General features: G+C 43.4%; 20 protein-coding genes. All 20 read left to right on the top strand.

Annotated features, from left to right (window positions below):
* The first annotated feature begins 283 nt into the window (after positions 1-283).
* On the top strand, positions 284-1723 hold the full coding sequence (locus ONB37_05670; protein MDZ7399637.1) for a GumC family protein: 1440 nt from the start codon (positions 284-286) through the stop codon (positions 1721-1723).
* Between the two features lie 215 nt (positions 1724-1938).
* Complete coding sequence (locus ONB37_05675) at positions 1939-2154, top strand: helix-turn-helix transcriptional regulator (GenBank protein ID MDZ7399638.1); 216 nt, start codon at positions 1939-1941, stop codon at positions 2152-2154.
* Between the two features lie 92 nt (positions 2155-2246).
* Positions 2247-3296 carry an AAA family ATPase gene (locus ONB37_05680; GenBank protein ID MDZ7399639.1) on the top strand — a complete coding sequence of 350 codons (1050 nt, stop codon included), beginning with the start codon at positions 2247-2249 and terminating at the stop codon, positions 3294-3296.
* 367 nt (positions 3297-3663) lie between these two features.
* Complete coding sequence (locus ONB37_05685) at positions 3664-4467, top strand: CpsD/CapB family tyrosine-protein kinase (protein MDZ7399640.1); 804 nt, start codon at positions 3664-3666, stop codon at positions 4465-4467.
* Positions 4468-4851: 384 nt separating this feature from the next.
* On the top strand, positions 4852-6114 hold the full coding sequence (locus tag ONB37_05690; GenBank protein MDZ7399641.1) for an O-antigen ligase family protein: 1263 nt from the start codon (positions 4852-4854) through the stop codon (positions 6112-6114).
* Between the two features lie 139 nt (positions 6115-6253).
* The gene (locus ONB37_05695; protein MDZ7399642.1) at positions 6254-7402 is read left to right on the top strand and encodes a glycosyltransferase; all 1149 of its coding nucleotides are present in this window, start codon (positions 6254-6256) and stop codon (positions 7400-7402) included.
* Positions 7399-8688, top strand: coding sequence for an oligosaccharide flippase family protein (locus tag ONB37_05700; GenBank protein MDZ7399643.1), 1290 nt, complete (start codon positions 7399-7401; stop codon positions 8686-8688). The genes ONB37_05695 and ONB37_05700 overlap by 4 nt, the downstream gene beginning before the upstream one ends.
* On the top strand, positions 8685-10019 hold the full coding sequence (locus ONB37_05705) for a glycosyltransferase (GenBank protein ID MDZ7399644.1): 1335 nt from the start codon (positions 8685-8687) through the stop codon (positions 10017-10019). Before ONB37_05700 ends, ONB37_05705 begins: the two co-directional genes overlap by 4 nt.
* Positions 10020-10049: 30 nt before the next feature.
* Positions 10050-10871: a polysaccharide deacetylase family protein gene (locus ONB37_05710; GenBank protein ID MDZ7399645.1), complete on the top strand. Its 822-nt coding sequence runs from the start codon at positions 10050-10052 to the stop codon at positions 10869-10871.
* 30 nt (positions 10872-10901) lie between these two features.
* The gene (locus tag ONB37_05715) at positions 10902-12080 is read left to right on the top strand and encodes a glycosyltransferase family 4 protein (GenBank protein ID MDZ7399646.1); all 1179 of its coding nucleotides are present in this window, start codon (positions 10902-10904) and stop codon (positions 12078-12080) included.
* Between the two features lie 49 nt (positions 12081-12129).
* On the top strand, positions 12130-13296 hold the full coding sequence (locus ONB37_05720) for a glycosyltransferase family 9 protein (protein ID MDZ7399647.1): 1167 nt from the start codon (positions 12130-12132) through the stop codon (positions 13294-13296).
* Positions 13275-14060 (top strand): WecB/TagA/CpsF family glycosyltransferase, encoded by a 786-nt coding sequence (locus tag ONB37_05725; GenBank protein ID MDZ7399648.1) that lies wholly within the window; start codon positions 13275-13277, stop codon positions 14058-14060. The genes ONB37_05720 and ONB37_05725 overlap by 22 nt, the downstream gene beginning before the upstream one ends.
* A 91-nt stretch (positions 14061-14151) precedes the next feature.
* Entirely contained in the window at positions 14152-14571 is a 420-nt protein-coding gene (locus tag ONB37_05730) for a class I SAM-dependent methyltransferase (protein MDZ7399649.1), read from the top strand.
* A 179-nt stretch (positions 14572-14750) separates the two neighbouring features.
* On the top strand, positions 14751-15485 hold the full coding sequence (locus ONB37_05735) for a class I SAM-dependent methyltransferase (GenBank protein ID MDZ7399650.1): 735 nt from the start codon (positions 14751-14753) through the stop codon (positions 15483-15485).
* 195 nt (positions 15486-15680) lie between these two features.
* Positions 15681-16811, top strand: coding sequence for a GDSL-type esterase/lipase family protein (locus ONB37_05740; protein ID MDZ7399651.1), 1131 nt, complete (start codon positions 15681-15683; stop codon positions 16809-16811).
* An 87-nt stretch (positions 16812-16898) separates the two neighbouring features.
* Positions 16899-17930, top strand: a complete 1032-nt coding sequence (locus ONB37_05745) for a hypothetical protein (GenBank protein ID MDZ7399652.1) — start codon at positions 16899-16901, stop codon at positions 17928-17930.
* Positions 17917-19191 carry a glycosyltransferase family 39 protein gene (locus ONB37_05750; protein MDZ7399653.1) on the top strand — a complete coding sequence of 425 codons (1275 nt, stop codon included), beginning with the start codon at positions 17917-17919 and terminating at the stop codon, positions 19189-19191. Before ONB37_05745 ends, ONB37_05750 begins: the two co-directional genes overlap by 14 nt.
* A gap of 86 nt (positions 19192-19277) precedes the next feature.
* Positions 19278-20150: a decaprenyl-phosphate phosphoribosyltransferase gene (locus ONB37_05755; protein ID MDZ7399654.1), complete on the top strand. Its 873-nt coding sequence runs from the start codon at positions 19278-19280 to the stop codon at positions 20148-20150.
* A gap of 223 nt (positions 20151-20373) precedes the next feature.
* On the top strand, positions 20374-21450 hold the full coding sequence (locus ONB37_05760; protein ID MDZ7399655.1) for a DUF362 domain-containing protein: 1077 nt from the start codon (positions 20374-20376) through the stop codon (positions 21448-21450).
* Between the two features lie 377 nt (positions 21451-21827).
* Entirely contained in the window at positions 21828-26570 is a 4743-nt protein-coding gene (locus tag ONB37_05765) for a C25 family cysteine peptidase (GenBank protein MDZ7399656.1), read from the top strand.
* Positions 26571-26737: the final 167 nt, after the last annotated feature.

A 26737-nucleotide genomic window follows, 5' to 3' on the forward strand; every position in this document is an offset into this window, starting at 1 on the left:
AGATCCTTAAGCAAAAAGTCAGGAAAATGCTTTTCCGTTACATTGTGGAGAGCATGTCAAATGTATCGGAACGATTTCGGAATTTCATCGCTCTTTTTTTAAAGAGGAACGAGAACTATTAAAACCTCATCTCAACCTGTGTCGTCTGCGTCATTATTATGCTATGCTGAATTTAGCATCACTTCAATTTTAGGAAAATGACGCCATGAAAATCAAAATTATCTTCTATCATGCTGCTCCTTAAGTGAGCAGCTCATGTGATTTTGATATAGGAACAACAATCTTGGCAAATTCTATGATCATGAAATCGACTTCTTTTGAAACAGGGACCTTGACCAGCCCGCTGCGTACACTTCTCAATATCATTTTTAAACGCAAATATATCATGCTGTCGGTATTTATAGGGGTGACAGGCACAGTGGCAGTTGGGACATGGTTGATGCGTCCTGTCTACCAAGCTGAGGCAAAGGTATTGGTTGAGCGGGAACTGGATAGCGAGAAATCGCTGTTGTTCCGCATGAATTTGAATTTGATGTACGAGAAACACGATTGGATTAAATCTGAGATCGAGATCATCAAAAGCATCCCGGTGGCGCTCAAGATCATCGAGCAATTGAAACTCCATACGAGCGAGTTCCAAGGAGTAAAGCCTGAACAAAGAAACCAGATGCTGTCCGCATTCCTAAGCCGGCTTAAGGTCGAAAACACCAAAGACTCGAATGTCTTGACGATCCGCTACGAATCGAATGATGCGAATCGCGCGGCTGAAGTGACCAATACCGTCGCAAAGGCGTATATCGACTATCGAAGCCAATTGTTCAGCGAATCAGGTCAATATCAGTTCTTCACCGAACAGATCCGAGTAGCGGAAGAGAAATTGCGAGAGCTCGAAGAGCGTCAGGCGCGGTTCAAACAGACCGAGGAGTTGCTCTCCCCTGCTGCCCAAAGCGAAATTTTATTGGCCAAAATAGCGGATTACGAGAAAGCACTTACCAATGTCCGCACCCAGCGCATCGGCAAAGAAGCCATTTTGGAGGTCATTAAACGCCAATTGGCCAATGGAGATAAGATCAATATCCCAGCGACTGAGAGCGCTAATAGCCTCAGCCGGGAGAAGCACATTGCACGCTTGCGAGGTGAGCTGCTTGATCTGGAACTTCGGCGCGACCAACTGCTGCAGAAGTTCACCCCCGAATACGAAGAGGTCGTGAATTTAGAACAAACCATCGCCACTACCCGCAAGCGGATCGAACAAGAGGTGAATGAGATCATCGAGTTGGAGGAGACATCGATCCGCGCTCTAGCGGCGGAAGAATCGGCTTTACAGAACGCTATTGACGATCTGAACCGAGAGATCAAAATCCTGGCTCAGAAAGATTACGAGCTCACCCAGCTCTCCCGCGGGATTGAAGATAATCGTGAAGTTTATTCTATGCTATTGAAGCAGCGGGAAGAAGCTCGTATCTCTCTGGCGAAAATGGAGCGAGGGGTGAAAATCAAAGTTATCTCTCCTGCTTTAGTTCCATCTCGGCCCTTTAAGCCAAATAAGCCGTTAAACTTGTTGCTCGGTATCATGCTGGGGTTGGTGAGCGGCTTGGGATTTGGATTTTTGATGGAATATTTTGATCATACCGTCAATTCGCCCGATGAACTGGAACAGCGCCTCGGCTTACCAGTTTGGGCGACGATCAAAACCGTAAATATGAAGGAAGTGATTAGATGACATGGCAGTCTGCTGATCGTACAAACCCTAAGCAGAAACCACCATATTTTTCCTGTGAATGGAGGAATCGCCAATTAGCACGTTTTTTGGTAGTTCTAACAAAGAGTGATAAGAATTCCATTTGATCGTGAATGCGTTTTTGATCAACAGATTTGCATATGCATTCGTTTTAGATGAAAATTTAGTTGCAAGTTAGTATTTTGGGAGTGTAACAGATGAAGAACTTGTTAAGGATCAAGCGATGGCAGGCAGGGCTGAAGCAATATGAATTAGCGGAGATGCTAAATTGCAGCCCGCCCTATCTTTCAATGGTGGAGAATGGCCGCGTAGAAGCAACCGAGGATTTCAAACGTCGGGCGGCGATGGCCTTGAATACCACCGTTGAAGATCTTTTTCCTGACAAAGCACGCATGATTAGCATGCTTCCGTGATCCGATTTGATTTTATGCAATAGAGAAGCTGGTGTTTGCAACGAACAAACCGATGCCAATAACCATTTCGCATCGATGAGAGCGATCGGACAATGTATAGTGATTTTTATGGTCTCGTGGAGATGCCATTTGGCCTGACCCCAGACCCAAAATTTCTATTTATGACCGCCAGCCACCAGGAGGCTCTGGCGCAGATGCTTTGCGGTATCACAATGCGACGTGGATTGGTGGCTATTACCGGCGAGGTCGGTTCTGGCAAAACCACTTTGGTCAGGGCGCTGCTATCGCGCCTCGACGCCAAAACCCATGCGGCCAACATCTATCATACCATGTTAAGCGGTAAAGGATTGTTCCAATCCATCTGCCGTGAATTTGGTATCCCGTTCTTCAGAAGCGAGACCAAAACCGAGCTGATCTTCAATCTCCATGATTACTTGATCTCTATTTTCCAATCTGGGGGGAATGCTGTCCTGATCATCGACGAGGCGCAAAACCTCAAGCCACAACTGTTAGAGGAGATTCGTCTGATCTCTAACCTTGAGACTGTCAATACCAAGCTGATCCAACTGGTGCTGATCGGCCAACCAGAACTTGGTCAAACGCTTGACCGAGAGGACATGCGCCAACTGAAACAGCGCATCGCCCTCCGCTATCACCTGACGCGGTTGAATCGCGCTGAGACCGATGGATATATTCGGCATCGCCTCAGGGTGGCTGGCTACTCCCGCAAAGAGCCATTGTTTTCATCATCCGCAGTAGATGTGATTTTCGATTATACCAAGGGCTTGCCGCGCGCCATCAATATCCTGTGTGACAATGCGCTGATCATGGGTTACTCCATCGAGGCACAGGTCATCACGCCAGAGATCGTTAAAAAAGTCGCATTTGAGGATGTTTATCAGGAGATGGAGGCAGCGAGGCCATCGGCCAGCCGTCAGATTGAAATTAAAACCATTTCTCCTGCTGTTCCAGCACTCGATCGTTCGGCCAAAATACCAGAGCCCTCTGCGGATTCGTACACCAGCAACAATGGGCATCTCTCTTGGATGAAAAAAATAAAAGCGAGGTTGTTCTCATCATTGAGGCACAAAAAGCCCCCAGCGATTGACCGAAGAGCTGCGGTGAGAAGCGAGGGATTCTGAAGCGCAACCAAACGATGAAAGAATAGGGTCAAATCCCTTGAGGTACGAAATGGCCAGCTGTTGTCCACCAATCTATATGATCAAATCAAAGGATTTTTCAAGGCTATTCATGCCTGTTGAAAACATAAATTGCCACGAAACCTTTCTTTACAGATGACTTCCGCGATCTATCGGCTGATTTATGGAGCATTGGACAGGGGGAATTCATGGACGATCAGCGTGGGTCTGGACAGCCACATCTTGCAAGCAAAAAAATGTGAAAGATCGCTTTGCTTCGAATATGAGAGGTACCAAACAAAGAGTGGCCTAATTTAAAAAGATCATCAGCAAAAACAGGGGGAAGAATCCTTTGAGCTAAGGAATAGAGATGGGATTTATATATGAGGCATTGAAAAAAGCGCAGCAGGAAGGGAAGTGGATAGAACCAGGCCCCATGAAGGCCATGGAGTCTCCCGATGTTGCGCTTGCGGATTGGCAGCTCCCTGGCGAGGTGATCAAGGAATTTTCAATGCTCAAAGTTAAGATCCAACAGGCTCACGCCCAGCAGGGTATCCAGGTTTTCACTATAACCAGTTCCATACCCGAAGAGGGACGAACCACCATCGCTTATATTTTGGCGCTGATGCTTTCCCAATCCCTGAATGGCTATCACAATACAGGAGAAAAATATTTTTTTCGATCAGACTCAATGCCAAAAGATAAATGCAAGGTGCTATTGATCGATGCAAATCTGGAACGGCCGATGCTTCACCGGCTGTTCAAGGCATCGCTAAGCCCAGGGTTAACAGATTTTTTTTTCAATTCCCATAGCAATACCATCTTTGCTCGATCAGTGGCTGCGGGTCACCTTTACCTGATCACCGCAGGCACCAATTACCCTCATAGCAATGACATCTACAATTCGGCTGCGATGTCCGAATTATTCAAGCGGCTCAAGGAAAATTTCACATATATTCTGATCGATGCCCCCGCAGTGCTGGATAACCCTGGAGCACTTTCCCTATCGCGATTAGCCGATGGAGTGCTCTTTGTAGTCAAAGCGAACCAGACCCGACTGGAAGTGATTGACGAGGCGAAGCTCCGGCTACAGGATGCTGGAGCGAAAATTTTGGGCGTGGTGCTGAATGAGAGAAGGTTTTTTATACCAGAGGGAATTTATAAAAGAATCTAAGTCCTCTTATTTTACCAGATTTTATATTTCAATTACAATCGTCTTTTATTTCAAAATCAAAAGCATTCGAAAAATTGTTATCCCTGCGCATGCAGGCATCCTTTTATTAAAGCATAAAATGCTGTCGCTTTTTAGATTCTCAGTTCAAAATGATAATTTTTAATATTTAAAAACTCAATGACAAAATTGATTCAGAAAGATTCACCCAGATTCTTTGCAATTGACCTCGTTTCCAATAAAAGCGGGTGGCAGCGATTACAATTCCTGCCCGAAACCATCATTTATGGGATAATCGGATCGATAATTGGATTGGTCGCGCTGTTGCTTTCGCCCAAAATCACCCTGGGATTATTCATCCTAATGGTATTTGGTATAATTGGACTAATGAAGACAGAATTGGTGGCGATGATGCTCGCTCTGCTTCTTCCGTTCCATCTTGAATGGGAGATGCCACAGCTTGCTGGTATCAAAGTGGGAACGACGTCTCTGCTGGTTGGAGTTGGTTTAACCAGCATTATTTTTCGCCAATTTTTAGGTTATCAAAATAAATTTCCTCGGATCCCATGCATAGCGCCCTGGACTTTAATGGCGATATTCATGTGCGCTGCCTATATTCATTCCCCTTATTTCAGTACTGAACTAGCTAAAATGCCGTGGCATTTGTATCGAGCGGTTCTGAGATTTCTATTGGTCTTTCCGTTACTTTTTCTTCTTTTAAAATTAAAAGGAGAACAGCTTTTAAAAAAAATTATTACCCTGATTCTCTTCGCCTCTATGCTTAGCGCCATGGGCGGAATCATACAAACAATAACAGCGACTCCATTTCGCCCATTCCATCACGGAGTTGTCTCTGAGAGCATGGTCCTTTATTCGGATTTATTTAAAGTCGATCCGAATACGGGTATCTTGAGGGCATTTGGGTCTTTTACTCATCCAAATGCTTTTGCCGGCTATCTGGTGATCAGTCTGACCCTTACCATGGGAATCATTTTATTTGGTCCGAAAGATAAGCTCTGGTATCTGGCAATTATTTCTGGATGTGTACAGATCATAGCCCTGCTTTTCACCATGTCCCGGGGAGGCTGGGTAGCTTTCTCTAGTTCATTTTTGATTATGGCCTCCTTGGCCCGACAGAAAAAAATAATTGGATTGGGTTTACTGTTTTTAACAATTACTATAATCATCATGCCAAGTGAACATAAAAATAAGTTTGCCTCGCGCGCCAAAAGCATCTCCAAGCCCTCTGAAGTTCAGGAATTCACGTTTCGCCAGAAGCGCTGGGAAGCATTCTTTGAGATTGCGATTCATAATCCGATTGTAGGAACAGGCAGTGCAGTATTAGACAACCCAAATGAGGCTGAGATCGGCCGAACGCCACATAATATGTATCTTTATTTTGCTGTTCAAAACGGCATCCCGGCGCTGGTTTTGTTGGCTTATTTTATGACTCAGTTAATTTGGAGGGGCTTTAATATTTTCGAGCGATCCTCAGATCGGCTGCAACGTACGCTTGGACTCGGCCTTTTAGGTGCTGGTATAGGTTTGGTCATTCATGGAGCTGTCGATGCACTGATCGGGCTCGAGCAAATTTGGACCGCTTTTTGGATGTTATTAGCCATGGCGTTTTTTTTAAGAGAGAAAACCTAATAACAACCAAGACCAATTAAAAAAAATTAGCATTATAGAATTCGTCTTTTCGGATTAACTTTCATCTTGGATCAAGATTTTGATATAGCAGATTCGCAAAGATATGATAAATTGCTCGATTCAAAAATTAAAAGTACTAATGATTGCCAACGGTCACCCTATTCCGGGACTGGAACATTATTACACCTTCATCGCGGAACAAGCAAGGGCATTGGCAAAATATATTCATCTATCCGTGGTCGTCCCAATTGAGGTATTATTACCCATTCCCAAACATCGGCATCAATTAAAGTTCAGCAAAAAATTCCCAAAATATCGCTCAGATTATGGCTATACTGTCTTTTTCCCGAGAGCCTATCGCTATTTTCCAGGATTAAATAAGTATCTAGCAGATAATTTAATGCTCTGGTCAATCTTATACTATATCTGGCGTAACAAACTCCAATTCGATCTCATTCACACGCATTTTGCGCACCCAGCGGGATACATTGGAGCAATTATAGCAAAACACTTCCGCAAGCCGCATATTCTAACAGTCCACGGCTCAGATATTTTGGAGGAATTCGTGCCAAACGAAATTGTGCGATTACGGAAGCATCATCGCGATTTTGCATTGCAAATGGCTAATCGAATTATCAGCGTGAGCAATTATCTCAAACACGTACTGATCGCAAGAGGAATAGCACCAGAAAAGATGATAGTTATCCCAAATGGCATCGACACCAACATTTTCATTCCAGAAATCGATTTGAACGGACATGTTGATATTCTTTTTGTGGGGAATTTGATCGAATTGAAAGGGATTGATTTGCTCATTCAGGCTTTTCACAAGTTCTATCAGAAATATCCGAATTTGAATTTGAAGATTATCGGCGAGGGACCTCTGAGAGATAAGCTCTGCTCTTTAGCTCTGAAATTAGGCATCTCCGATCGTGTGAATTTCCTTGGCCCTATGCAAAATCGGAATGTCGCCAGGATTCTTTCAAAAGCACGATTGCTTTGTCTTCCTAGTCGCCAGGAGGGATTCGGCGTAGTGGCCATTGAGGCCCTTGCCAGCGGGGTTCCCGTTGTTGGAGCCAGAACTGGTGGCATCATAGATATCATCACTTCTGATAACATTGGATTTTTGTTTGAGCCAGGTAATAGTGATGATTTGGCTTTGAAATTGGAAGCAGCTTTGAATAAAAATTGGGATAAGAACGCCATTCGTAAAGAAGGGCTAAAGTACTCTTGGGAATTAATAGCTGATCGGATCATTGAACAATATCATGTGGTGCAAAAAAAATGAGCCTTTTCCGAGAAAGCACCGTTTCATTCGTCAGCCTAATCATCGCCAATATCTGTTATCTCGTTATCGGCGTGATGATCGCCAGGGCGTTGGGTCCCGAGGGCAAAGGCGCTTGGGCCATTATTTTAATGATCATCGATTACCTGGCGTTGCTTTCCAACCTGGGGCTAGATGCGGCCAGTGTCTATTATCTGGGGCAGGGCAATCATTCCAGAGGGCAAATCCTTTCGGTCATCATTTATGCAACGATAGGGCTGGGCCTGATCGCCCTATTTATTTTTACGCCTATCATCTGGCTATGGGGCGACGCCATCTTCGCCAAGGGTGAGTTTGATGCTGGTTTGTCAATTGGTGCTGTCTTAATTGTGCCGCTTGTCTTAGGACTGCGGCTGATCAGCAGCTATTTTCAGGGCTGTCTGAAAATCGTGAAATACAATTTACTAATCCTGATCCAATTATTCTTTCAAATCATCAGCCTGTACCTCTGTTTGGTGATCTTGAAATGGCAAATCTGGGGCATTTTTATTTCCTATGTCGCTTCGCTGTTGATTGCTATTGGCATGGGAGTAATTTTTCTTTTTGTCGAAGGCATCGGCATCGAATTTCATAACAGCCTGGCGCTGGCGAAAAAAATGCTTCACTATGGATTCAAAGGTTACATCGGCAATCTGATCCAATTTGTCAATTACAAAGTCGATCTTTTTTTGGTCAATTTGCTGCTGGGCTTGAGCGCGACGGGTATTTATTCGATAGCCGTGAATCTGGCGAGTTTATGCTGGTTCGTCTCCTATGCCATGGCAACCAGCTTATTCCCTCGCGCCTCAGCTTCGGGAAAAAGCAGCGCTGAATTGATCAACCGATCCGCCTCGATTTGTTTGCTATTGACTGGTGTATCGGCAGGAATGCTTGCGCTGATTTGTAAGCCAGCGATCCGTTTGCTGTATGGCGAACAGTTCCTGCTAGCTGCAAAAGCAATTTATGTTCTGCTGCCAGGTGTGGTCATTTTTGTTTATACCCGAATTCTGGCAACTTACTTCTCGGGCAATGGGCGTCCGCTGATCAACTCCGCCATTAGCCTGGCATCATTAGCAGTGAGCATCCCATTGAATTTGATTCTGATTCCACGATTGGGATTGCCTGGCGCTGCGCTGGCAATCACGTTAGCTTATATAGTGAGCAGCGGGCTTAGCTATCTTTTGTTCAAGTTTTACCCCATTGATCACAGTTTTGAAGTTTTGTTTCATAAAATATTCAGATTGAAAAAAGCAATTGAAATTCAGCCATGAAAAAAGTTTTAATGATCTCCTATTTCTTCCCGCCTATGGGCGGTGTAGCGGTTCAGCGGATCACCAAATTCTGCAAGTTTTTGCCTGAATTTGGTTGGCAGCCCATCGTATTAACGGTAAAAAACGGCTATTGGACAGTTTGGGATCACTCTAACGAGGATCATAAAACAGGTTATGAAGTCGTTTATCGCACGCCATTTATTTCGCCTTTTACATTAATCAATAAGCTGAGCTTCGGCAAGGCGAAATTCGGGACGACCAGCGAAGATAAAGGCAAAGCACTCGATAAACCGTCTTGGTGCAGGAAGCTAATGCGCCAGATATCCATGCTCTGGTGCGTGCCTGATGAATTTATCAGTTGGTTCCCGATCGCTTTTTTTTACGGATTAAAAATTATCAAAAAGCATGGCGTTGACCTCATTTATGCCAACGATAGTCCGCATACTTGTCCTTTGATTGCTTTAGCTTTGAACAAAACGACAGGATTGCCTTTTATCACTGACTTTAGGGATCTTTGGATTGCCAATCCCGAATTCAATCCCAGGAATGGATTAGAGATGATATTACAAAAAAAACTGGAAAGGATAATTATAAAAAAATCGAACCAAATTATAACTGTTACCAATGGTTTTGCAAATGTGTTAGCTAAAACGCATGGTGAAAAGCAGAATAAAAAACTCACTGTGATTTATAACGGTTTCGATATGGATGACTTTGAAAATAGCTATTCTGGCATATATCAGAAAGGGCAGAAGACTTTTCGAATTGTCTATACAGGAAGCTTCTTCGGAACTCTTATGACTCCTGAAAATTTTCTCATCGCCTTTTCTCGATTTGTTAGAAACTATAATCTGCATCCTTCTGAGATTGAGATAATCTTTGCTGGGGCTGAGAGCGAACAGTTGAAAATCTTAATCGAAAAAACTCGAACAAAAAATTATATAAAAGTTTTACCGAATCTATCTCATCGCAATGCATGCAGTCTGCAAAAATCAGCCGATCTACTCCTTTTCATTATCCATTCATGCAAAGGTGGAAAAGATAGAGTATCTGCCAAGCTCTTTGAATATCTTGCCGCTGGGCCCCCCATATTTGCTATTATTCCTCATGGTGAAGCAGCCAATATTATTGAAAAAACAGCATCAGGAATGCTTGCCAATCCAGATGATGTAGCTGAAATTGAAGCCTCTCTGACATCTCTTTATGAAAAAATTCATATCAAAAAAGAGCCGTTTCAAAGAAATGAGGCTGAGATAAGGAAATTCAATCGGCGGGATCAGACCAAAAGGTTGGCAGAGATATTCGATGAAGTCACTGAAGCAAGAAAATGAGAAAGAACAAAATTTATAACTAAGCGAACAATGACAGATTCAAACCAACAAAATCAGCAAAAAAAATTGCCATGTATCGTAACGACCTCTTGGGATGACGGTTCAGTTCTCGATTTGAAATTGGCGAATTTGCTCGATAAATATAATTCGAAAGGGACTTTTTATATTCCACAAAGCTGTATCAATCATGGCTTTTCAATTGGAAATTTAAAGGAGATATCGAATTGTCATGAAATTGGAGCGCATGGCGTTTCTCACAGGGATTTGACTAAATTGCTCCCTCAAGAAGCAATTCATGAGATAAAAGAAAGCAAACATTTTCTTGAAGGCATCCTAAAAAATGAAATAGCAATGTTTGCATACCCTTATGGGTCCTATAATAATTTGATTAAATCTCACGTTAAAGATTGCGGTTACCTAGGAGCACGGACGATCAATCCCTTTCGCTTCGAATTAGCATTTGATGCCTTCGAAATGGGAGTAACCATGCACATAGCGCTTTTTTATTCATTTATTTTTAGAAAATTAGGAAATTTGAAAGAGAAAATATTGAACTCATATAACGAGCAATTGTCATTAGAAGATAATATTGTAATTAAACAGCCACAGGTTAAAGATTATCTTAAGCTTTTCAGAATTGGATTGCCTCTCTTATCATTTGTAGACAACAAAAAATTAATCATGAATATTTTTAAAAGAATTCTTACTACAGGTGGAATTTTTCATCTCTGGGGGCATTCCTGGGAGATCGAGCAATTTAAGATGTGGAAATCATTAGAACTGATCTTTGAATATATTAGCAAGCGCCCAGAAGTCAAATATCTCACCAATTCGGGCTGTTTGGAAATGTGAACAATGAAAATATTATTTGTAAATGAAACCATGGGTTTTGTTGGTGGCTTGGAACAGTATATATTTAGCTTAAGCAAAGTATTATCTGGAAATGGTCATCAATGCAGCTTGCTTTATGCGAAAAGTTCAGGCAAAAATTGTGATCAATTCGCACGCTATTTTTTCCAATGCTATCAGATTGATTTTTCCCATTCGCCTCAATTTGATGGCGTTGCATTAAGAAAAATTCTCATTCAAGAGCGGCCAGATGTTGCTTTTTTGCACAAGATTTCAAATGCGAGAATGATCCATGAAATCCATCGATCAGTACCAACGGTAAGAATGATCCATGATGTGGCGCCATTTTGCCCAAGTAACAGAAAATTTTATTATTTCTCTGGCAAGCTGTGCTATAGAAAAATGGGGCTGAAATGCTATTTATTCCCAGGCTGTTATCGCCTAACTCACGCTAGACTTCCTTTTATCGGCCATGGAAGTTTGTACAGAACAAAGCAAGAGCTTAAAGGCACATTGATCTTGGATCATATAATAGTTGCCAGCAACTACATGAGAGATCAGTTACTCATGCATGGCTGCCCGCTGGAAAAATTGACCGTGTTAAGATTGTTTTTCGATGCCAAGATCGTTACGATCTCATCAAAAGAAGAGTATCAAAATGTTATTCTATTCTTAGGAAACGTGAACAAAAGCAAAGGGCTAGATTGGCTAATAAAATCTTTGGAATTTGTCAGGTCTCCTTATCAAACAATCGTGATCGGTGATGGGAAAGAATTACAATACAATAAATCTTTAGCAGCAAAACTAGGTTTTTCCGAACGGATCGAATTTCTTGGATGGATTGATTATGACAGAATAAAAAATTACTTTCGGAATGCTGTGATGTTAGTGGTTCCCTCGCGCTGGCCTGAGCCATTCGGACTGGTTGGTCTGGAAGCCATGGCTCATGGTGTGCCTGTTATAGCCTCCAATGTCGGCGGCATTCCCGACTGGCTGGAGGACGGCAAGAATGGCTTTCTTGTCGAAAGAGGCAATATCCGTCAACTGGCTGAAAAGATCGAGCTGCTGTTGACCGATAGAAATTTAAATCAAAAGCTTGGCGAATATGGGAGAACATGCGTGATAACCAAATATAACCCCGATGATTATGTGAAAAAGCTGATGCGAATTTTCGAGCAAGCAATTCAAAAACGACGAAACGAGCAAATCTAAATAGAAAATTATGGATTCCCTAGTCACTCGATTTAAGGCAGATCTAAGATTGATCTGGCATCAAAGCCGAAAATTGACCTTTCGGTTTATCAGTAAGCTATTGTTCTGGCTACCCACAAGAGAAATAAATTTAATTGAGATCAAACGGGTTTTGGTTATCATCGTTGGTAAATATGGCATCGGTGATGTGGTCTTATGTACCCCAGCTCTGCGATTATTATCTGAGCATTTTGGTGCAAAATCAATTTCCGTTCTTATTGATCAAAAGAATACTCATGTTTTAGATAATTGTCCTTTGTTTGAACATTTGTTCATCTTTAACAATCGAAGTAAGCTTAGAAAGTTGTTCAGCATGATAAAATTGGCAAAGCAGCTTCGTCAATGTCACTTCGATATAGCGATTGATTTCTACAGTTATCAAGGGATAAATAGCGCATTGCTGGCTGTGCTGAGTGGCGCGAGGCATCGAATCGGCAGGGATACTGATCATCGAGGTTTCTTTTTCACGAAAAAGCTGCCGCCAGCTCCGCCTCAGCAACACCAAATTGATCGCGTGTCGGAATTATTGTACCCGATTGGCCTTGATAAAGTGACATCTCAACCTGAATTTTTTATCTTTCAAAAAGATCAGAAGAGAGTCGAGCGGTTATTGAATGATCTAGGAATTGAAAATAATAAGCCGTTCATTATTATTCATCCCGGAACCGGGAACTATATCTCCCAGGCGCGGCAATGGCCGCTTCAGCGGTTTGCCCAACTAGCAGATCGCATTATCGAGAGATATGCTATTGATCTGCTCTTCACGGGAAGTGGAGCAGAAATCGGAATGGTCGAAATAATACAATCGGCAATGAAGCATCAAGCTTATTCGGTGGCTGGAAAATGTTCGCTACAAGAACTTGCTGCGCTGATCCAGCGGGCACAATTATTCATTTCTGGTAATACTGGTCCTATGCACATCGCAGTTGCGGTGGGTACCTCAACCGTTTCCATTTTCACTCACATCGACCCCGATGACCATCCCGAACGATGGAAACCTAGGGGAACGAACCATATAGTCATTCAAAAAGATGTCGGTTGCAAAGTGTGCGACCGTAGGAGATGCCGTTCGTTTCGATGTCTCTATGATTTATCTGTTGATGATGTGTTTCAGGGGGTTAATGAATTGATCAATAGAACTTGGGGGATCAATATATGGAGCAATCAAGGAAGTTGATTTGCCTGCTCGGTGTCAAAATAGATGTAGTAACGGCAGCAGATCTCATTAAAGATATTCATCAACTGATAGAGACAAAAACCAGATCGGCGGTCTTCTATGTAAATCCAGATTGTCTCAATAAAGCTTATATCGACGACGATTATCGAAGCATCTTAAACGCAGCGGATCTGGTCTATGCCGACGGCGTCGGGGTGGTAATCGCTGCTCGTCTGGCTCGCCAGTATTTGCCAGATCGAATCACAGCGATTGATATTTTTCACGATCTCTGTCATACATGGGCACAGCAAGGGATTCAGCTGTTTTTGCTTGGCAGCAATGATAAGAGTAACGAACTGGCCTGCTCTCGATTACAAGCCGCTCATCCACAATTAAAGATCGTCGGACATCATCATGGATATTTTCACTGGGATTCGGATCTAAATCAACGAGTGATTGAGCAGATCAACTGCAGTGAGCCAGATGTGCTTCTGGTCGGCTTTGGTGCACCACACCAGGAAAAATGGATCGCAAAACACATGGATCAGTTGAATGTTCGCCTCTGTTGGGGAGTCGGCGGCTTATTTGATCTTCTCTCTGGCAATCTTAAGCGAGGGCCAGCGTTATTTCATCAGCACCATCTGGAGTGGTTTTGTCGGCTGATGATCACCCCAGGAAAAGTGTGGAAGCGTTACCTGATCGGTGGACCTCAGTTTTTTATGAGGGTAATCTTATTTGAGCATCTGAACCGAACAAAGCGCGCTAAAAAGCTTGGCGTAATTTAAGGAAGTCTCATTCATGATATCGGTAATTAAAAAGGCCTGTAAAGCTATTTTCCCAAATTTTCTTTTTCCACCAGTTCGAAGGTGATATTTCTTGTTTTTAAAAGTCACCTATCGGATCTTTGGTCGAAAGCCAGTTCACGGAGAAACTGCTAAAGCCAAAAGCCGACGGCTCAAAGAAGGGTTTTTTGAAAAATACTGTCAGGGCAAAGGCATTGACATCGGCTATGGTGGAGATCTTTTAGCTGAAAACTGCCAAGGCTGGGACTTTGAACATGGTGATGCTCACTATCTCAAAGGCATCAAAGATCAGCAATTTGACTTTGTCTATTCTTCGCATACGATAGAGCATTTAGCTCAGCCAGCCACAGCATTGAAAAACTGGTGGCGTGTCTTGAAAACTGGCGGGTTCATGATCCTATATCTGCCGCATCGTGATCTATATGAAAAAAAAACTGACACTACCATCACGTTGGAATTCAGATCACAAGCATTTCTTTCTATTAGATCGTGATGAGCCGCCAGACACATTGGGAATTGTCCCGCTTATCAGGAGAACGCTTAAGAATTACGAAATAGTAGCGCAGCGCATTTGCGATGATGGCCATCAAATTACAGATCCTTATCAACATAGCGATGGGGAATATTCCATAGAAATCGTGATTAAAAAATCAGCATAATTTAGGAGAAACAATGATCCAGATTTTGGTCGAACAAAATGCCCCAGAGATCAGGCAACTATTGGAGCTATTAACAAAAATTCCTGAGCCAATGTGCTCCAGTCCCCAGCCAGAATTTTTATACGCTCTTGCCAAATCCGTTCCCGCTGATGGGACAATTGTGGAGATTGGGACGTGCGCTGGCAAATCTCTCATCAGCATGGCAATGGCGAGACGAGCCATCAATGGCACTCCAGTTCATTCCATCGATATTGAAAAGCATCCCCTTATCGATAATTACATAGATGCTGCTGGTGTGCGAGACTGGACGGATTTGATTATCGGTGAATCGACAAAGGTTGCTCAGCACTGGTCTCACGCTATCGACTTGCTTTTCATTGATGGCGATCATCGATATATAGGCGTAAAGAGAGACATTCTGGCCTGGCAAAAATGGGTGAAGATGAATGGGATGGTGGCATTTCATGATTATGGTGATGGAACTGGAGTTCCCCGGGCGATCCATAAAAAGATTCTCAATAGACCATGGATGTGGCAAGTAATTAGCGATCGAGAATATGGCAGTATTTTTGTGATAAAACGACTCATCCCAGCTTTGGAAGATCGAGAATCAAAGTGGCATGAACAAAATTTGTGGTGGTTTTATTTTAGAAAGAAGATTTCAAAAAATATTCTAATCCAAAAATTGTGCCGATTTATTCAAAACCAAATTGATATTAAAAAATGGAATTCAATATTACTTAGTTAAACACGATATTCATCTGGAATTCATCAAAATATCGTTGCTTATGATAGTAACATTATAACTCTTGATTGCTGCATCTCTTAACTTGTTATTTATTAGAACTAATGAAAGACCTGTATTCGCACGGATGACATTCACATAGCCGTCAATTGATCATTTTGGAGAGACTTCTGATTCATTGGAATTGGAGAAAAGAAATTGGATAAGCTGCCAAAATCGAAAAAAATCTTATATTATTTGATATACCTTTCAGTGCTTCTAGTAATAACACTAATGCTTGGAGAAACTTATGTACGTTTATTTTCGAGGCAAGGATATTTGACTCCGAACATTCAGAAAAAAAACTCTTTACAATATGTCCCTTCGCTTTATGCAAGGCATTTATTTCCAGAACAAGAGCAAACAATTAAAGGAGCATACAATAATATTTTGCACATTTCAAATAAAGGGTATAGAGGAAATGACTTTAAATTTGAAAAGGATAGCAATGTTACTCGGATTATCATTTATGGTGGGTCGGCCGTTTTTGATCAAGCCGCTACGGAAGGAAAGGATTGGCCGCACCTGGTAGAAAAATTGCTAAACGAACGTGGTTTTTCAGTAGAAGTAATAAACGCTGGAATCCCTGGTCATACATCCATTGATTCTTTTGAAAGATTATTCTTAGAAGGTCATTTATTTGACCCTGACTATGTAGCTGTATATAATGCTTGGAATGATATTAAGTATTTCAAAACAAAAAAACCACTTTTGAGAATTTATAAGCCCTATGATGAATCTCAAGATCCATTTCAAAATTATCAAGGATGGTTGGATAGGTTCCTATGTGAACATTCGCAGTTTTATGTTCGCGTTCGCAATCGTTACTTTCGATGGAAATTGAATATTGATACTGAAGGAGTAAAGAAAAAAGTATCCCTTTCATCAGAATTTTATGAAATAGGCTTGCGTCAATATAAACTAAATATGGAAATGTTTGTGGATTGTGCCAGAAATATTGGTGCAACTCCAATATTAATTACTCAGGCTCGCTTAGTTTCTAAGGACAATACAGCAGCGGATCGAAATAAGATCATTTATGAATACACAGAGTTGACTCATGAAGCTTTATTAAAGGCATTTGAGCAATGCGATCAAATATTATATCAAGTAGCAAAAGAAAAGGAAGTTCATATTATTGATGCTTCAAAGGCAATGACTGGAAAAAGCGATTTTTTCATCGATCACGTTCATCTGACTCCAAAAGGCTCAAGCATGATCGCCGAAATTGTGGCCCAGAATATGACAGGAATCATGACATCCGATATGAATATCACAAGAAAAAAGTAAGTTAAATGACGCTGCATTATCAAGGTGAAATCGGAAAACCAAACATAGGTATCCTTTTAAATTTAGGTATTAATGTGAGAGATGAATATGTCCAAATTTTCTTATCCCTTGATCGGCTTCGTTATTATTTTATTTTTCTTTTTTCCATCATGTCATAAAAAGAACCCCTCTGAGCCTTCGCAATCCAATATGTGGGTGGCTATCAATCATGGCTTGAACAATTTGCAGATCCGAGACATCGCCATTGATCCATCAAATTCTAAAATCATCTATGTTGGCACCCCTGAAGGTGTGTTTCGAACTGATGACGCAGGGAAAAATTGGAAGCTTAAAAATAATGGCTTAACATATCGAGATATAACCGATCTCGAAATCATTTCAAACGAATTTGCGATAATTTTATCTGCTACCTGGGGCGGCGGGGTGTTTATCAGCGAAAATGCTGGCGAATCTTGGACAGCTATGAACAACGGTCTGGCTGATCCAAGAGTTTCCGTGATCATCGCCACTACTGATATAAATCCGATGTTCTATGCGGGAACAGAAACTGGGTTGTTTAACTCAAAAGGGAAATATGAAAAATGGAATAAAATCGAAATTGCGGGCGGCGCAGGACCAATTACAAGTATCTGCATTAACGGAAATGAGCCATCGGTTATTTATATTGGAGCAAAATATCTGGGATTATTTCAAACCAATGACGCGGGTTTAAGCTGGGTTCAAAAAAATATTGGATTACCAAATACAGCCGAATCTGGATTTGCCACACCGACCGATATTCAAATTAATCCCTATAATGATCAGCATCTTTTTTTAGCAGCGGGTTGGTCTGGGCTTTTCGTAAGCTATGATGGAGCGCTTAGCTGGCAAAAAATAGCGACATTTCCCTCTGGCTATTATTTAAGAACAATTGCTATCGATTTTAATAAAGCAGAAAATATTTATGTTGGCACTACTGAAGGGATTCTCTATTCAAAAAACGCTAATTTAGATTGGATTAGTTTCAATGATGGTCTCACCACCCTGGATGTCCGAGCCATTGCAATTGATCCAAAAGATACCCGAATAATCTATGCTGGGACCATGGGCGGAGGGGTGTTTAAATATGTTAGAGAATAGGCGGTGGTTAATAGTCATTTTTATTTTTGCGCTCATTATACGCATCTTTTTCATACTTTTTTGGTTACAAGAGAGGCTCTATTGGGACGACGAATTTGCCTACGATCGCTTAGCTACGCAACTGATCGAAAAGCATTGCTATCAAAATGAAGAGGGCAAGCCTACTGCCTTTCGACCACCAGCTTACCCGCTGTTTCTGGCCTTAAACTATCTCCTTTGGGGGCGGCATTTCTGGGCAGCGCGAATGTTTCAGGCATTTATCGATTGCCTGACACTAGTTCTGGTTTATTTAATCGCCAAACGAATTTTTAACCCAAAAACTGCTGTCCTCTCTGCTTCTATTTACAGCTTTTATCCGCTACTTATTTACACCGCCAGTACCTTCTTTCCCACCACGCTTTCGATCTTTCTATTGGCATTGTTCATCTATTTATTGGTGAGCACCCGTCAACAAAGATCATTCTGGAAGCTGATGTTCATTGGTATCATTGCAGGATTAAGTGTACTGACAGTGCCAACATTTTTAGCATTCATATTTCTGGCATTAGGCTGGTTATATTTTGATCTCAGAGAAGTCGATCCGAGAAGATTTTTTCCCATCGGAATTATGGTCATTTTTATGACATTCACCATGCTTCCCTGGCTGATCAGAAACTATTGTGTATTTAACCAGCCATTTGTCCTTTCAACCAATAGCGGATACAATTTCTGGATGGGAAATAATACCTGGGCCACCCCGACAACGGGAAACAGCATTCGGTATCCTGATTACTTAGCTAAGGAACTAACTCAGGCAAAATCTGAAGTGGAACAGGAAAAAATATTTTATCAGGATGCGCTTCAATATATCAAAAAAAATCCTGGCAAATTCATTTTGCTAACATTTAAAAAAGCAGTGAACCTATGGCAGCTTTATCCCACGCCGACCACGGGCTATAAAATGATGGATAGGCTATCGAAGCTGATGAGCGTTCTCAGTTATGGTCCTATTTTATTATTTGCAATTTTCGGCTTGATAATTTCCTGGCGGGACAGAAAAGAGTACACCTTGCTCTTTGTTTTATTATTTGTCTCCTTTACCATCAGCTATGCTTTTTTTATCACCAAAACCCGCTTTCGTCTGCCGCTGGATCCGTATTTGATCATGCTGGCCAGCTTTGCAATTGCAGAGCTTGGGAGAAAGAAAAAAAATATAAAATTATCTTTGCAAAGGAGCTTTTCCAGGGAGACTGTAAGAAATCATTTAGAACATCGCCAGTAATTCCCAAGTCATAACCCATGCGATTAGCTTTTAAAATTTTATAAAAAACATTCTATCGCAGCCGGAGGGGATTCCCATTTTCTGCTATGTTTCGAGCAATCTTAAGAACATTACGCCCCCACCAGTGGACCAAAAACTTCCTGCTGTTCGCAGGTCTAATTTTTTCGCATCGTCTATTTTCGTTGGTATTATTCACAAGGACCTTGGCTGCATTCGGAATCTTTTGTTTGATCAGCGGGGCAATTTATATCATCAATGATCTGATCGATCTGAAAAAAGATCAGCAACATCCATTGAAGCGATTACGGCCGATTGCATCGGGCAAAATATCACCGCGCACAGCCAAACGATTGGCCGGCGTATTGCTAGTGATCAGCCTGCTATTGGCCTATCGGTTGGACAGAAGCTTCTGGCTGGTCTGCGCTGGCTATGCCGGGTTGATGATCGGCTATTCGATTTATTTAAAGCAGATCGCCATCCTGGATGTGATCATCATTGCCATTGGGTTTGTGCTGCGAGCCGTGGCCGGGGCCGTCGTGATTGCGGTGAGCATTTCGCCGTGGCTGCTGGTGTGCACCCTATTTCTGTCGCTGTTTCTGGTACTATCCAAGCGCCGGCATGAGCTGGTACTATTGGGCAAAGAGGCTAACCATCACCGGCAGAGCCTCTCGCAATACAGCCCGTATCTGCTGGATCAGATGATCTCCGTGGTGACCGGCTCAACGTTGATCGCTTATGCGCTCTATACCCTGGCGCCGCGCACCACGGCGCTGGTCGGGTCCAGCTATTTGATTGTAACGATTCCGTTCGTCATTTTTGGGATTTTTCGTTATCTCTACTTGGTGTACGAAGGCAGCCAGGGCGGCAATCCGGAGATCGCGATTTTTTCAGACCAGCTGTTGGTGGTCGATGTGGTGTTGTGGGTTGTAGTGGTGGTAGTGATTCTGTATTTGTTTTAAGGCAAATTGGCAATTGGGTAATCAGGTGATGAGGTAAGGAGGCAATTAAGTAACTGGGTAATTGGGTGATTGGGGAATTAGGTAATTTCGTCATTAGTTAAATAGGATACTGTGGTAAAAGCGAAATCAGGTAATTTGAGTCTGAGCATTGAAAGCTGAAAGCGAAAAGCCAAAAGCGAAGAGCGAATGGCCAAAAGCGAAACATTGAAGGAAAATCTTATCTATGACAAAAACCAAAGTCGCTGTTTTAAAAACCTCACCATCAACCATTTTAGATGATTATCAAAAATTATTCCATTTGGCGGAGTATCAAAAATTTATTTCCAGAGAAAACGATACGCTGATTAAGCTTAATTTGTCTTGGACCAAATATTTTCCAGCCTGTTCCTCGCAACCATGGCAGGTCGAGGGCGTGATCAAAACCCTATTAGCAGATGGATTTCAGAAGCAAAAACTTTTGCCAGTTGAAAATAAGACTGTAGTAACCAATCCCCATAAGGGCGTGCGCAACAATCGCTGGCTGCCAGTGCTGGAAAAATACGGCCTTTCGTTCACTGCATTGCCCGAGGTCGAGTGGATGGTCTATCAGTTTAAGACGAAACTCCTGCGACTTAACCAGATCTTCCCTGAGGGCATCGAAATTCCCAAGATGTATGTGGGCAAAAACGTGATCCATCTGCCAACTGTAAAGACCCACGGTCATTCCATCACCACTGGGGCGATTAAAAATGCGTTCGGTGGATTATTGAAGGAGGTGCGTCATTATGCTCATAAATACATCCACGAGGTGCTAGTCGATCTGGTGATGATGCAAAAGGAGCTGCACCCTGGCATTTTTGCGGTGATGGATGGTACGGTTGCTGGGGATGGCGCCGGTCCGAGAACGATGAACCCGAAAATTAAAAATTATCTGCTTGCCAGTGCTGATTCAGTTGCCATTGACGCGATAGCTGCGAAAATGATGGGCTTTGATCCACTTAAAATTCCGTACCTAAAGATCTGCCACGACATGAAGCTGGGCGTCGCCGATCCGCGCGAGATTGAGATAATTGGGGAGGATATCTCTCATATAAATTTCGGTTTTCATACCAAAAGGAGCTTTGTAATCTGGGGCGATCAGATGCTTCGGTTGGGACCATTGCGTTTTCTGGAGAAGATCGCGCTGCACTCGCCATTGGTGGTCTGGGCGCCGTTGGCATCCAATATCTATCATGATTGGCTCTGGTATCCCTTGATCGGCCGAAATCGCATTCGCAAATTCATGAACACAGAGTGGGGAAAATTGTTTTCGAAATATTAGAGCAATAACAAAGTTCAGTGATTTGATTATCTATTGCCCGCAGAACGAATATTGTGCTGAGCCGAAAAGAAATTCTGGGCTTCAGCTTAAATTCTCTTTAAATTTGATTCAGTCGGTTCTTCTGAAGGGATACTTTCGTCAGCCATTCAGAAGATTTGTGTTTCAGCCCAGATTCTCTCTAATTACTTGATTCGGTCCCTTCTTCAGAACGGACACTTTCATAAGCTAGTGGGAAGTTTTGGGCTTTAGCCCATTCTATTAATCATTTTGCCATTGATTTATATCACAACCAAATTGCAATGACCAAATGCCGATCAAAAATACTGCTTGTTTGCCTAACAATTGCGATCTTGTGCACCAGCCAAGCAGTCGGCCAGATGGGCAACAGCAATATGATTCAAATTGTTGAATCCGCTGCCGACCATATTATCATTCAAGTGAGAATCGACAGCGTCGCTATTCAAGAACAGAACAACGACGGTCGCAGCTTTCATGTCATTTCGATCCCCGGTTTTAACATGACGACCGAGCTGGGCAAGCCGCAATTACCAGTAACTGGGCTGTTATTGGCAATGCCGATGGACGGCTCGGCCGAGTTCAAGATCATCGAGTCAACTTATGAGGTGCATCAGGGGATCGAATTGATCGCTTCAGATGAAAAGTTGATTGACGAAAACGGCATAACTCCTCTTCACATTGTCAGCGATAGGAAATTGAACGAACCAGATAGCTGGTTTCCAGCCCAGCCAGTAAGATTGGGCGAGCCAGCGATGATTCGGGATCAACGCGTGCTGCCAGTTCAGATTTTTCCCATCGAATATCATGCAGCTCAGAAAACCCTTCGCTGCTATCGTTTCCTTCTGTTTCAAATCCATTTTTCGCATGGAATGTTATCATCTCTGCCAATTGTCGATCAGACTCAGTTCGAAACAGTGCTGCGGCCTCTGGTGGCGAACCATGAAATTGGCAAGAATTGGCGGGCAAAAAAAGATCGCCCGCCTGGTTTAGGAAAGCCAACCTCCAGTGGTGCTGCGCGACCTGCCTATAAAATTTGCGTCCGCGAAGATGGCATCTATCGGCTGACTCGGACCGAATTAGATAGCGCTGGCATCCCAGTGGAGACAATCGATCCTCGAACGCTGCGGCTGGTGAATCGTGGCATTGAACTGCCGATCTATGTCCACGGGGAAAAGGACGGCCGCTTCGATCCTGATGATTACATCGAATTTTATGGTGAATTCAATCGTGGGGGAAATAGCTATTTTTCACCCTATTCCGATGGCAATGTCTATTGGCTCAGTTGGGGCGAAGGGATCGGTCGACGGCAAGTCGAAACTGATGGTGGTCTTTATGTGAAGAGCACAAATCAGTTGGTCTCACCAAATGCTTTTCAATTTACTTTACATGTCGAACAAGATAATGTGTTCGATCGATTGCTGCTGGTGACCGATGAAATACAGGATCATTGGTTTTGGGAGACCATGAATGCTTCTGGCAGCTATGATTTCAAATTTCATCTGAATCACCCCGCTGCTGATGGCACAGCTCATATTCGGGTGATGCTACATGGTTCTACCCACCCAGATAAAAATCCAGATCATCATGTTGTTGTAAAATTGAATGGCTATTTGATCAAAGAGGCGACCTGGGATGGTCAGGTTGCGCATGAGGTCACGGCTGATATCCCCATCATAGTACTCAAGCATGGCGAGAATACGCTAAGCGTGACGCTACCCGGGGATACTCCAGCCGGTGAAGTGGATCAGGTATTTTTGAATTGGGCGGAAATCACCTACTGGCATGCGCTTTTTGCCGAGGGGGATTTCATCGAGATCCCCTGGGACGCAGGCGATCGGACACTTCATCAATTCAAAATCAATGGTTTCAGTGCTCCAGACATTTCAATTATTGATAATTTTGGTCGACGCCTGGTCAATTTCGATGTACAAAAAACTGATTCGGGCTATCAGGTTACTTTTCAGGATCGACCCACATTGCAAGGACTGCACTATTTTCTTTATAGTCCGAAAGCAATAAAAAAACCGATTCAGATCGTGTCCGATCAACCTTCGAATCTCAAATCATCGCAAAACGGAGCCGATTACATTTTGATCACCCATGAGTTATTTCGAAATGCGGCTCAGTTGCTTGCCGAGCATCGTCAAGCTCAGAACCTGCGCGTTGCGCTAATCGATGTTCAAGATATTTACGACGAGTTCAATGATGGCATCTTCGATCCTTGGGCGATTCAAAAATTTCTGAAGTATGCCTATGAGAACTGGCAGCCACCAGCACCGCTCTATGTGCTTCTTTTAGGCGACGCCACTTGGGCATGTGATAAGTCGTTGGCTCGAAGTTGGCGCAAAACTTGTTTCATCCCCAGCGTCATGAAATACACCTATTCGTGGGGGCTCACTTCCAGCGATAATGCTTTTGTTTGCGTCAGCGGAGACGACCGGCTTCCTGATATGTTCATCGGAAGACTGCCAGTAAATACCATCGAAGAAGCGCGGACAGTTATCGATAAAATCATACAATATGAAAAGCAGCCATTGCTTGGGGAGTGGCGAAAACGAATCTGCTTGGCCTGCGGAGATGATCCGTTTTTCGAACGGTCAGCAGATTATCTGGCTCAAGACTACATCCCTGCCAGTTTCGAAGTGCCCCGGCTTTACACCAATCCCCGATCGAAATATTTCGGCAGCACTCAAGAATTGGTCGGGTTGTTCAATAATGGCGTCGCGCTGCTCAATTTCATCGGCCATGGCGGCGGTGGCGTGTTTTTCGATGCAGATTTGTTCTTGTTGGAGGACATCGTTCTCCTTAAAAACCCTCGGACCTTGCCAGTAATCTTCAGCCTCACCTGTTTCATCGGCTATTTCGATAATCCATGGACCCCCTCCCTGGGCGAAGAACTGCTCCGAGCGAAAGACAAAGGCTGTATCGCCACCTTTGGTTCCGCAGGTCGGGCCTGGCTTTATGGTGATTATTTTTTGAACAATGCCCTATTCGAAGCGCTATTTAAAAATGGCCTTCGCCACCTCGGCCAAGTCACCACCCAGGCCAAATGGCGCATGATCACCTGGACTGGCAGCTATTGGGATCATGTGGAAAATTACAACCTGTTGGGCGATCCAGCGCTTCGGATCGGATTCCCATCGCATCCGATCGATCTGGAAATTCATCCGAGCTCAGTTCCCGCTGGAGAAACCTTCACGATCCGCGGAAAACTGCCTCTTCCTTTAAATGGTCAAGCCAAAGTTCAGCTAATTGATTCATCGGAAGCCATATTTCAAGAACATACTGCTTCGGTATCGGCTGGACGGTTCGAGCTCACGCTGCCTATGCCTTTCACTAATGCTGGGTCTGCCCTCGCCAAAGCGTATTTTTGGAATGAAACTAGTGATGGCATCGGCTCAGCACCTTTTGGCATTGAAGCCCCGGCATTCACAGAAATTAGCACGATACCAAGTAGCCCAGGTCATCGAGATTCGATTTTCTTTCGAGCTAAGATTGAAGTTGCATCGAAGGTCGCGCCGTCCGGCATCGATTCAGCGGTTTGCCAAATCAGTTACACTCAAGCCAGTTGGGAGAACTTCTCCATGCACCACATGCCAGATGGCCGCTTTCAAACCGAACAACCGCTGATTGCCAACGAAGGTTCAAAAATTTATTATCGAATCCAAGCCTTTTATCGCGCTGCCAGCAATTTCCTATCGAATTCCATAACCAGCCAAATCTATTCGTTTACCGTCAATCGCCGCGCTGATCTCAGATTTTTGGCCCCCGAGCTACAAATTTTCGGTCGGGAATCGGTCATGCTACAAACCAAAGTTTTCAATAAGGGAGAGACCGATGCCCGCAACTTTACGGTGGAGTTTTTCGAAGGGGATCCCGATGATGAGAAAAAAATAATCGATCCGGTGCGAATCTTTCGTTTGGCGGCAGGACAAGATACTATTTTGCAATCTCCCTGGCCAAATCAACCCAGCGGCCGCCATCGATTGGTGATCAGGATCGACGCCGAACAGCATGTGCCCGAATCCAATGAGAGCAACAACGAAATTCAAAAGCAACTTCATTTGATCACTTTGATGCATGGCAGCGCAGGTCCAATCGTTAGCGCTGATAGCAATTTTTCAATCACCATATCCCCGAGTAGCATGCCCAGTAATTGTTCAGGGGATATCCACGTGCGCAGCGCCGCGGAGATGAGCCTCACTTGTCCCATCCCATCTGGCTTTATCCCCGTCGGGTCTCAAGAGAACCCGCCACGGTGCTATGAGTTGCGATTTGATCCTCCGGATGCCCAATTGTTACAGCCCTTTTCTATTCGCTTCAAATGGGCAAAGGAACAATGGGAAAAGCTGCCTCGCGTTTATGCTTGGGATGGTGTTCACCAGCATTGGAGCTATCGGCCTGCACAATTGGATTCCAGCGATGCGAAATTGATCGCCACCGCCCTCGCTAGCGATGCCATTTTCGGCCTATTTTACGTGAACGATCCCACGCCACCCTTAATGTCCATTCGCATCGAGAATCAAAATTTCGCGGGAATGGATTACGTTTCGTCTCATCCGATCATCAGCGTGAGCATCGAGGATGAATCTGGAATCGATCTCCAAAACCAGCCGCCAGAGCTGTATTTGAACAACCAAAAGGTCGATCTTACGAATTCTTCAGTGTGGTTTAGTCCACAATCGAACAAAATTGCTGTCATTCGCTTCTCCCCTACTCTGGTTCCTGGGGAACATGTGATCAAAATCAGAGCTGCGGATCTTGCGGGAAACTGGTCGGAGCAAACGCTCGCGGTCACGGTGAGCGGCGAATTTGCGCTTCAAGCCCTTGCCAATCACCCCAACCCGTTTGTCAATGAAACCATCATTGCCTATACGTTGACCGATGAGGCTGAACTTGTTTCGCTTAACATTTACACCGTTTCGGGGCGTCTGATTCGACGCTTTGAATTTACCAATGAAGTCGGCTACATCGAACATGTTTGGGATGGCTGCGATGAAACAGGCGATCCAGTAGCCAATGGCGTTTATTATTTGAAATTCATCGCAAGAAAGGGCAATCAAAAAATTGAGCGGATCGAAAAGCTGGCCAAATTGAGATAGAACTCGATCCTCGCCGATTGAATGTTCTAACCTGGAGTGTAATGCCAAGAAAAAACGAGTTTGCATCTTTCAAGATTGCCTTGAGAGCAATTTGAATTGACAATCAACGAACTCTGGGTAAGGAAGTAATTTTGCGTCCGACATCGGCTTTTATGTCTTTTTTTTGA

The organism is candidate division KSB1 bacterium, assembly GCA_034506395.1.
In the GTDB taxonomy this organism is placed as follows: domain Bacteria; phylum Zhuqueibacterota; class Zhuqueibacteria; order Thermofontimicrobiales; family Thermofontimicrobiaceae; genus Thermofontimicrobium.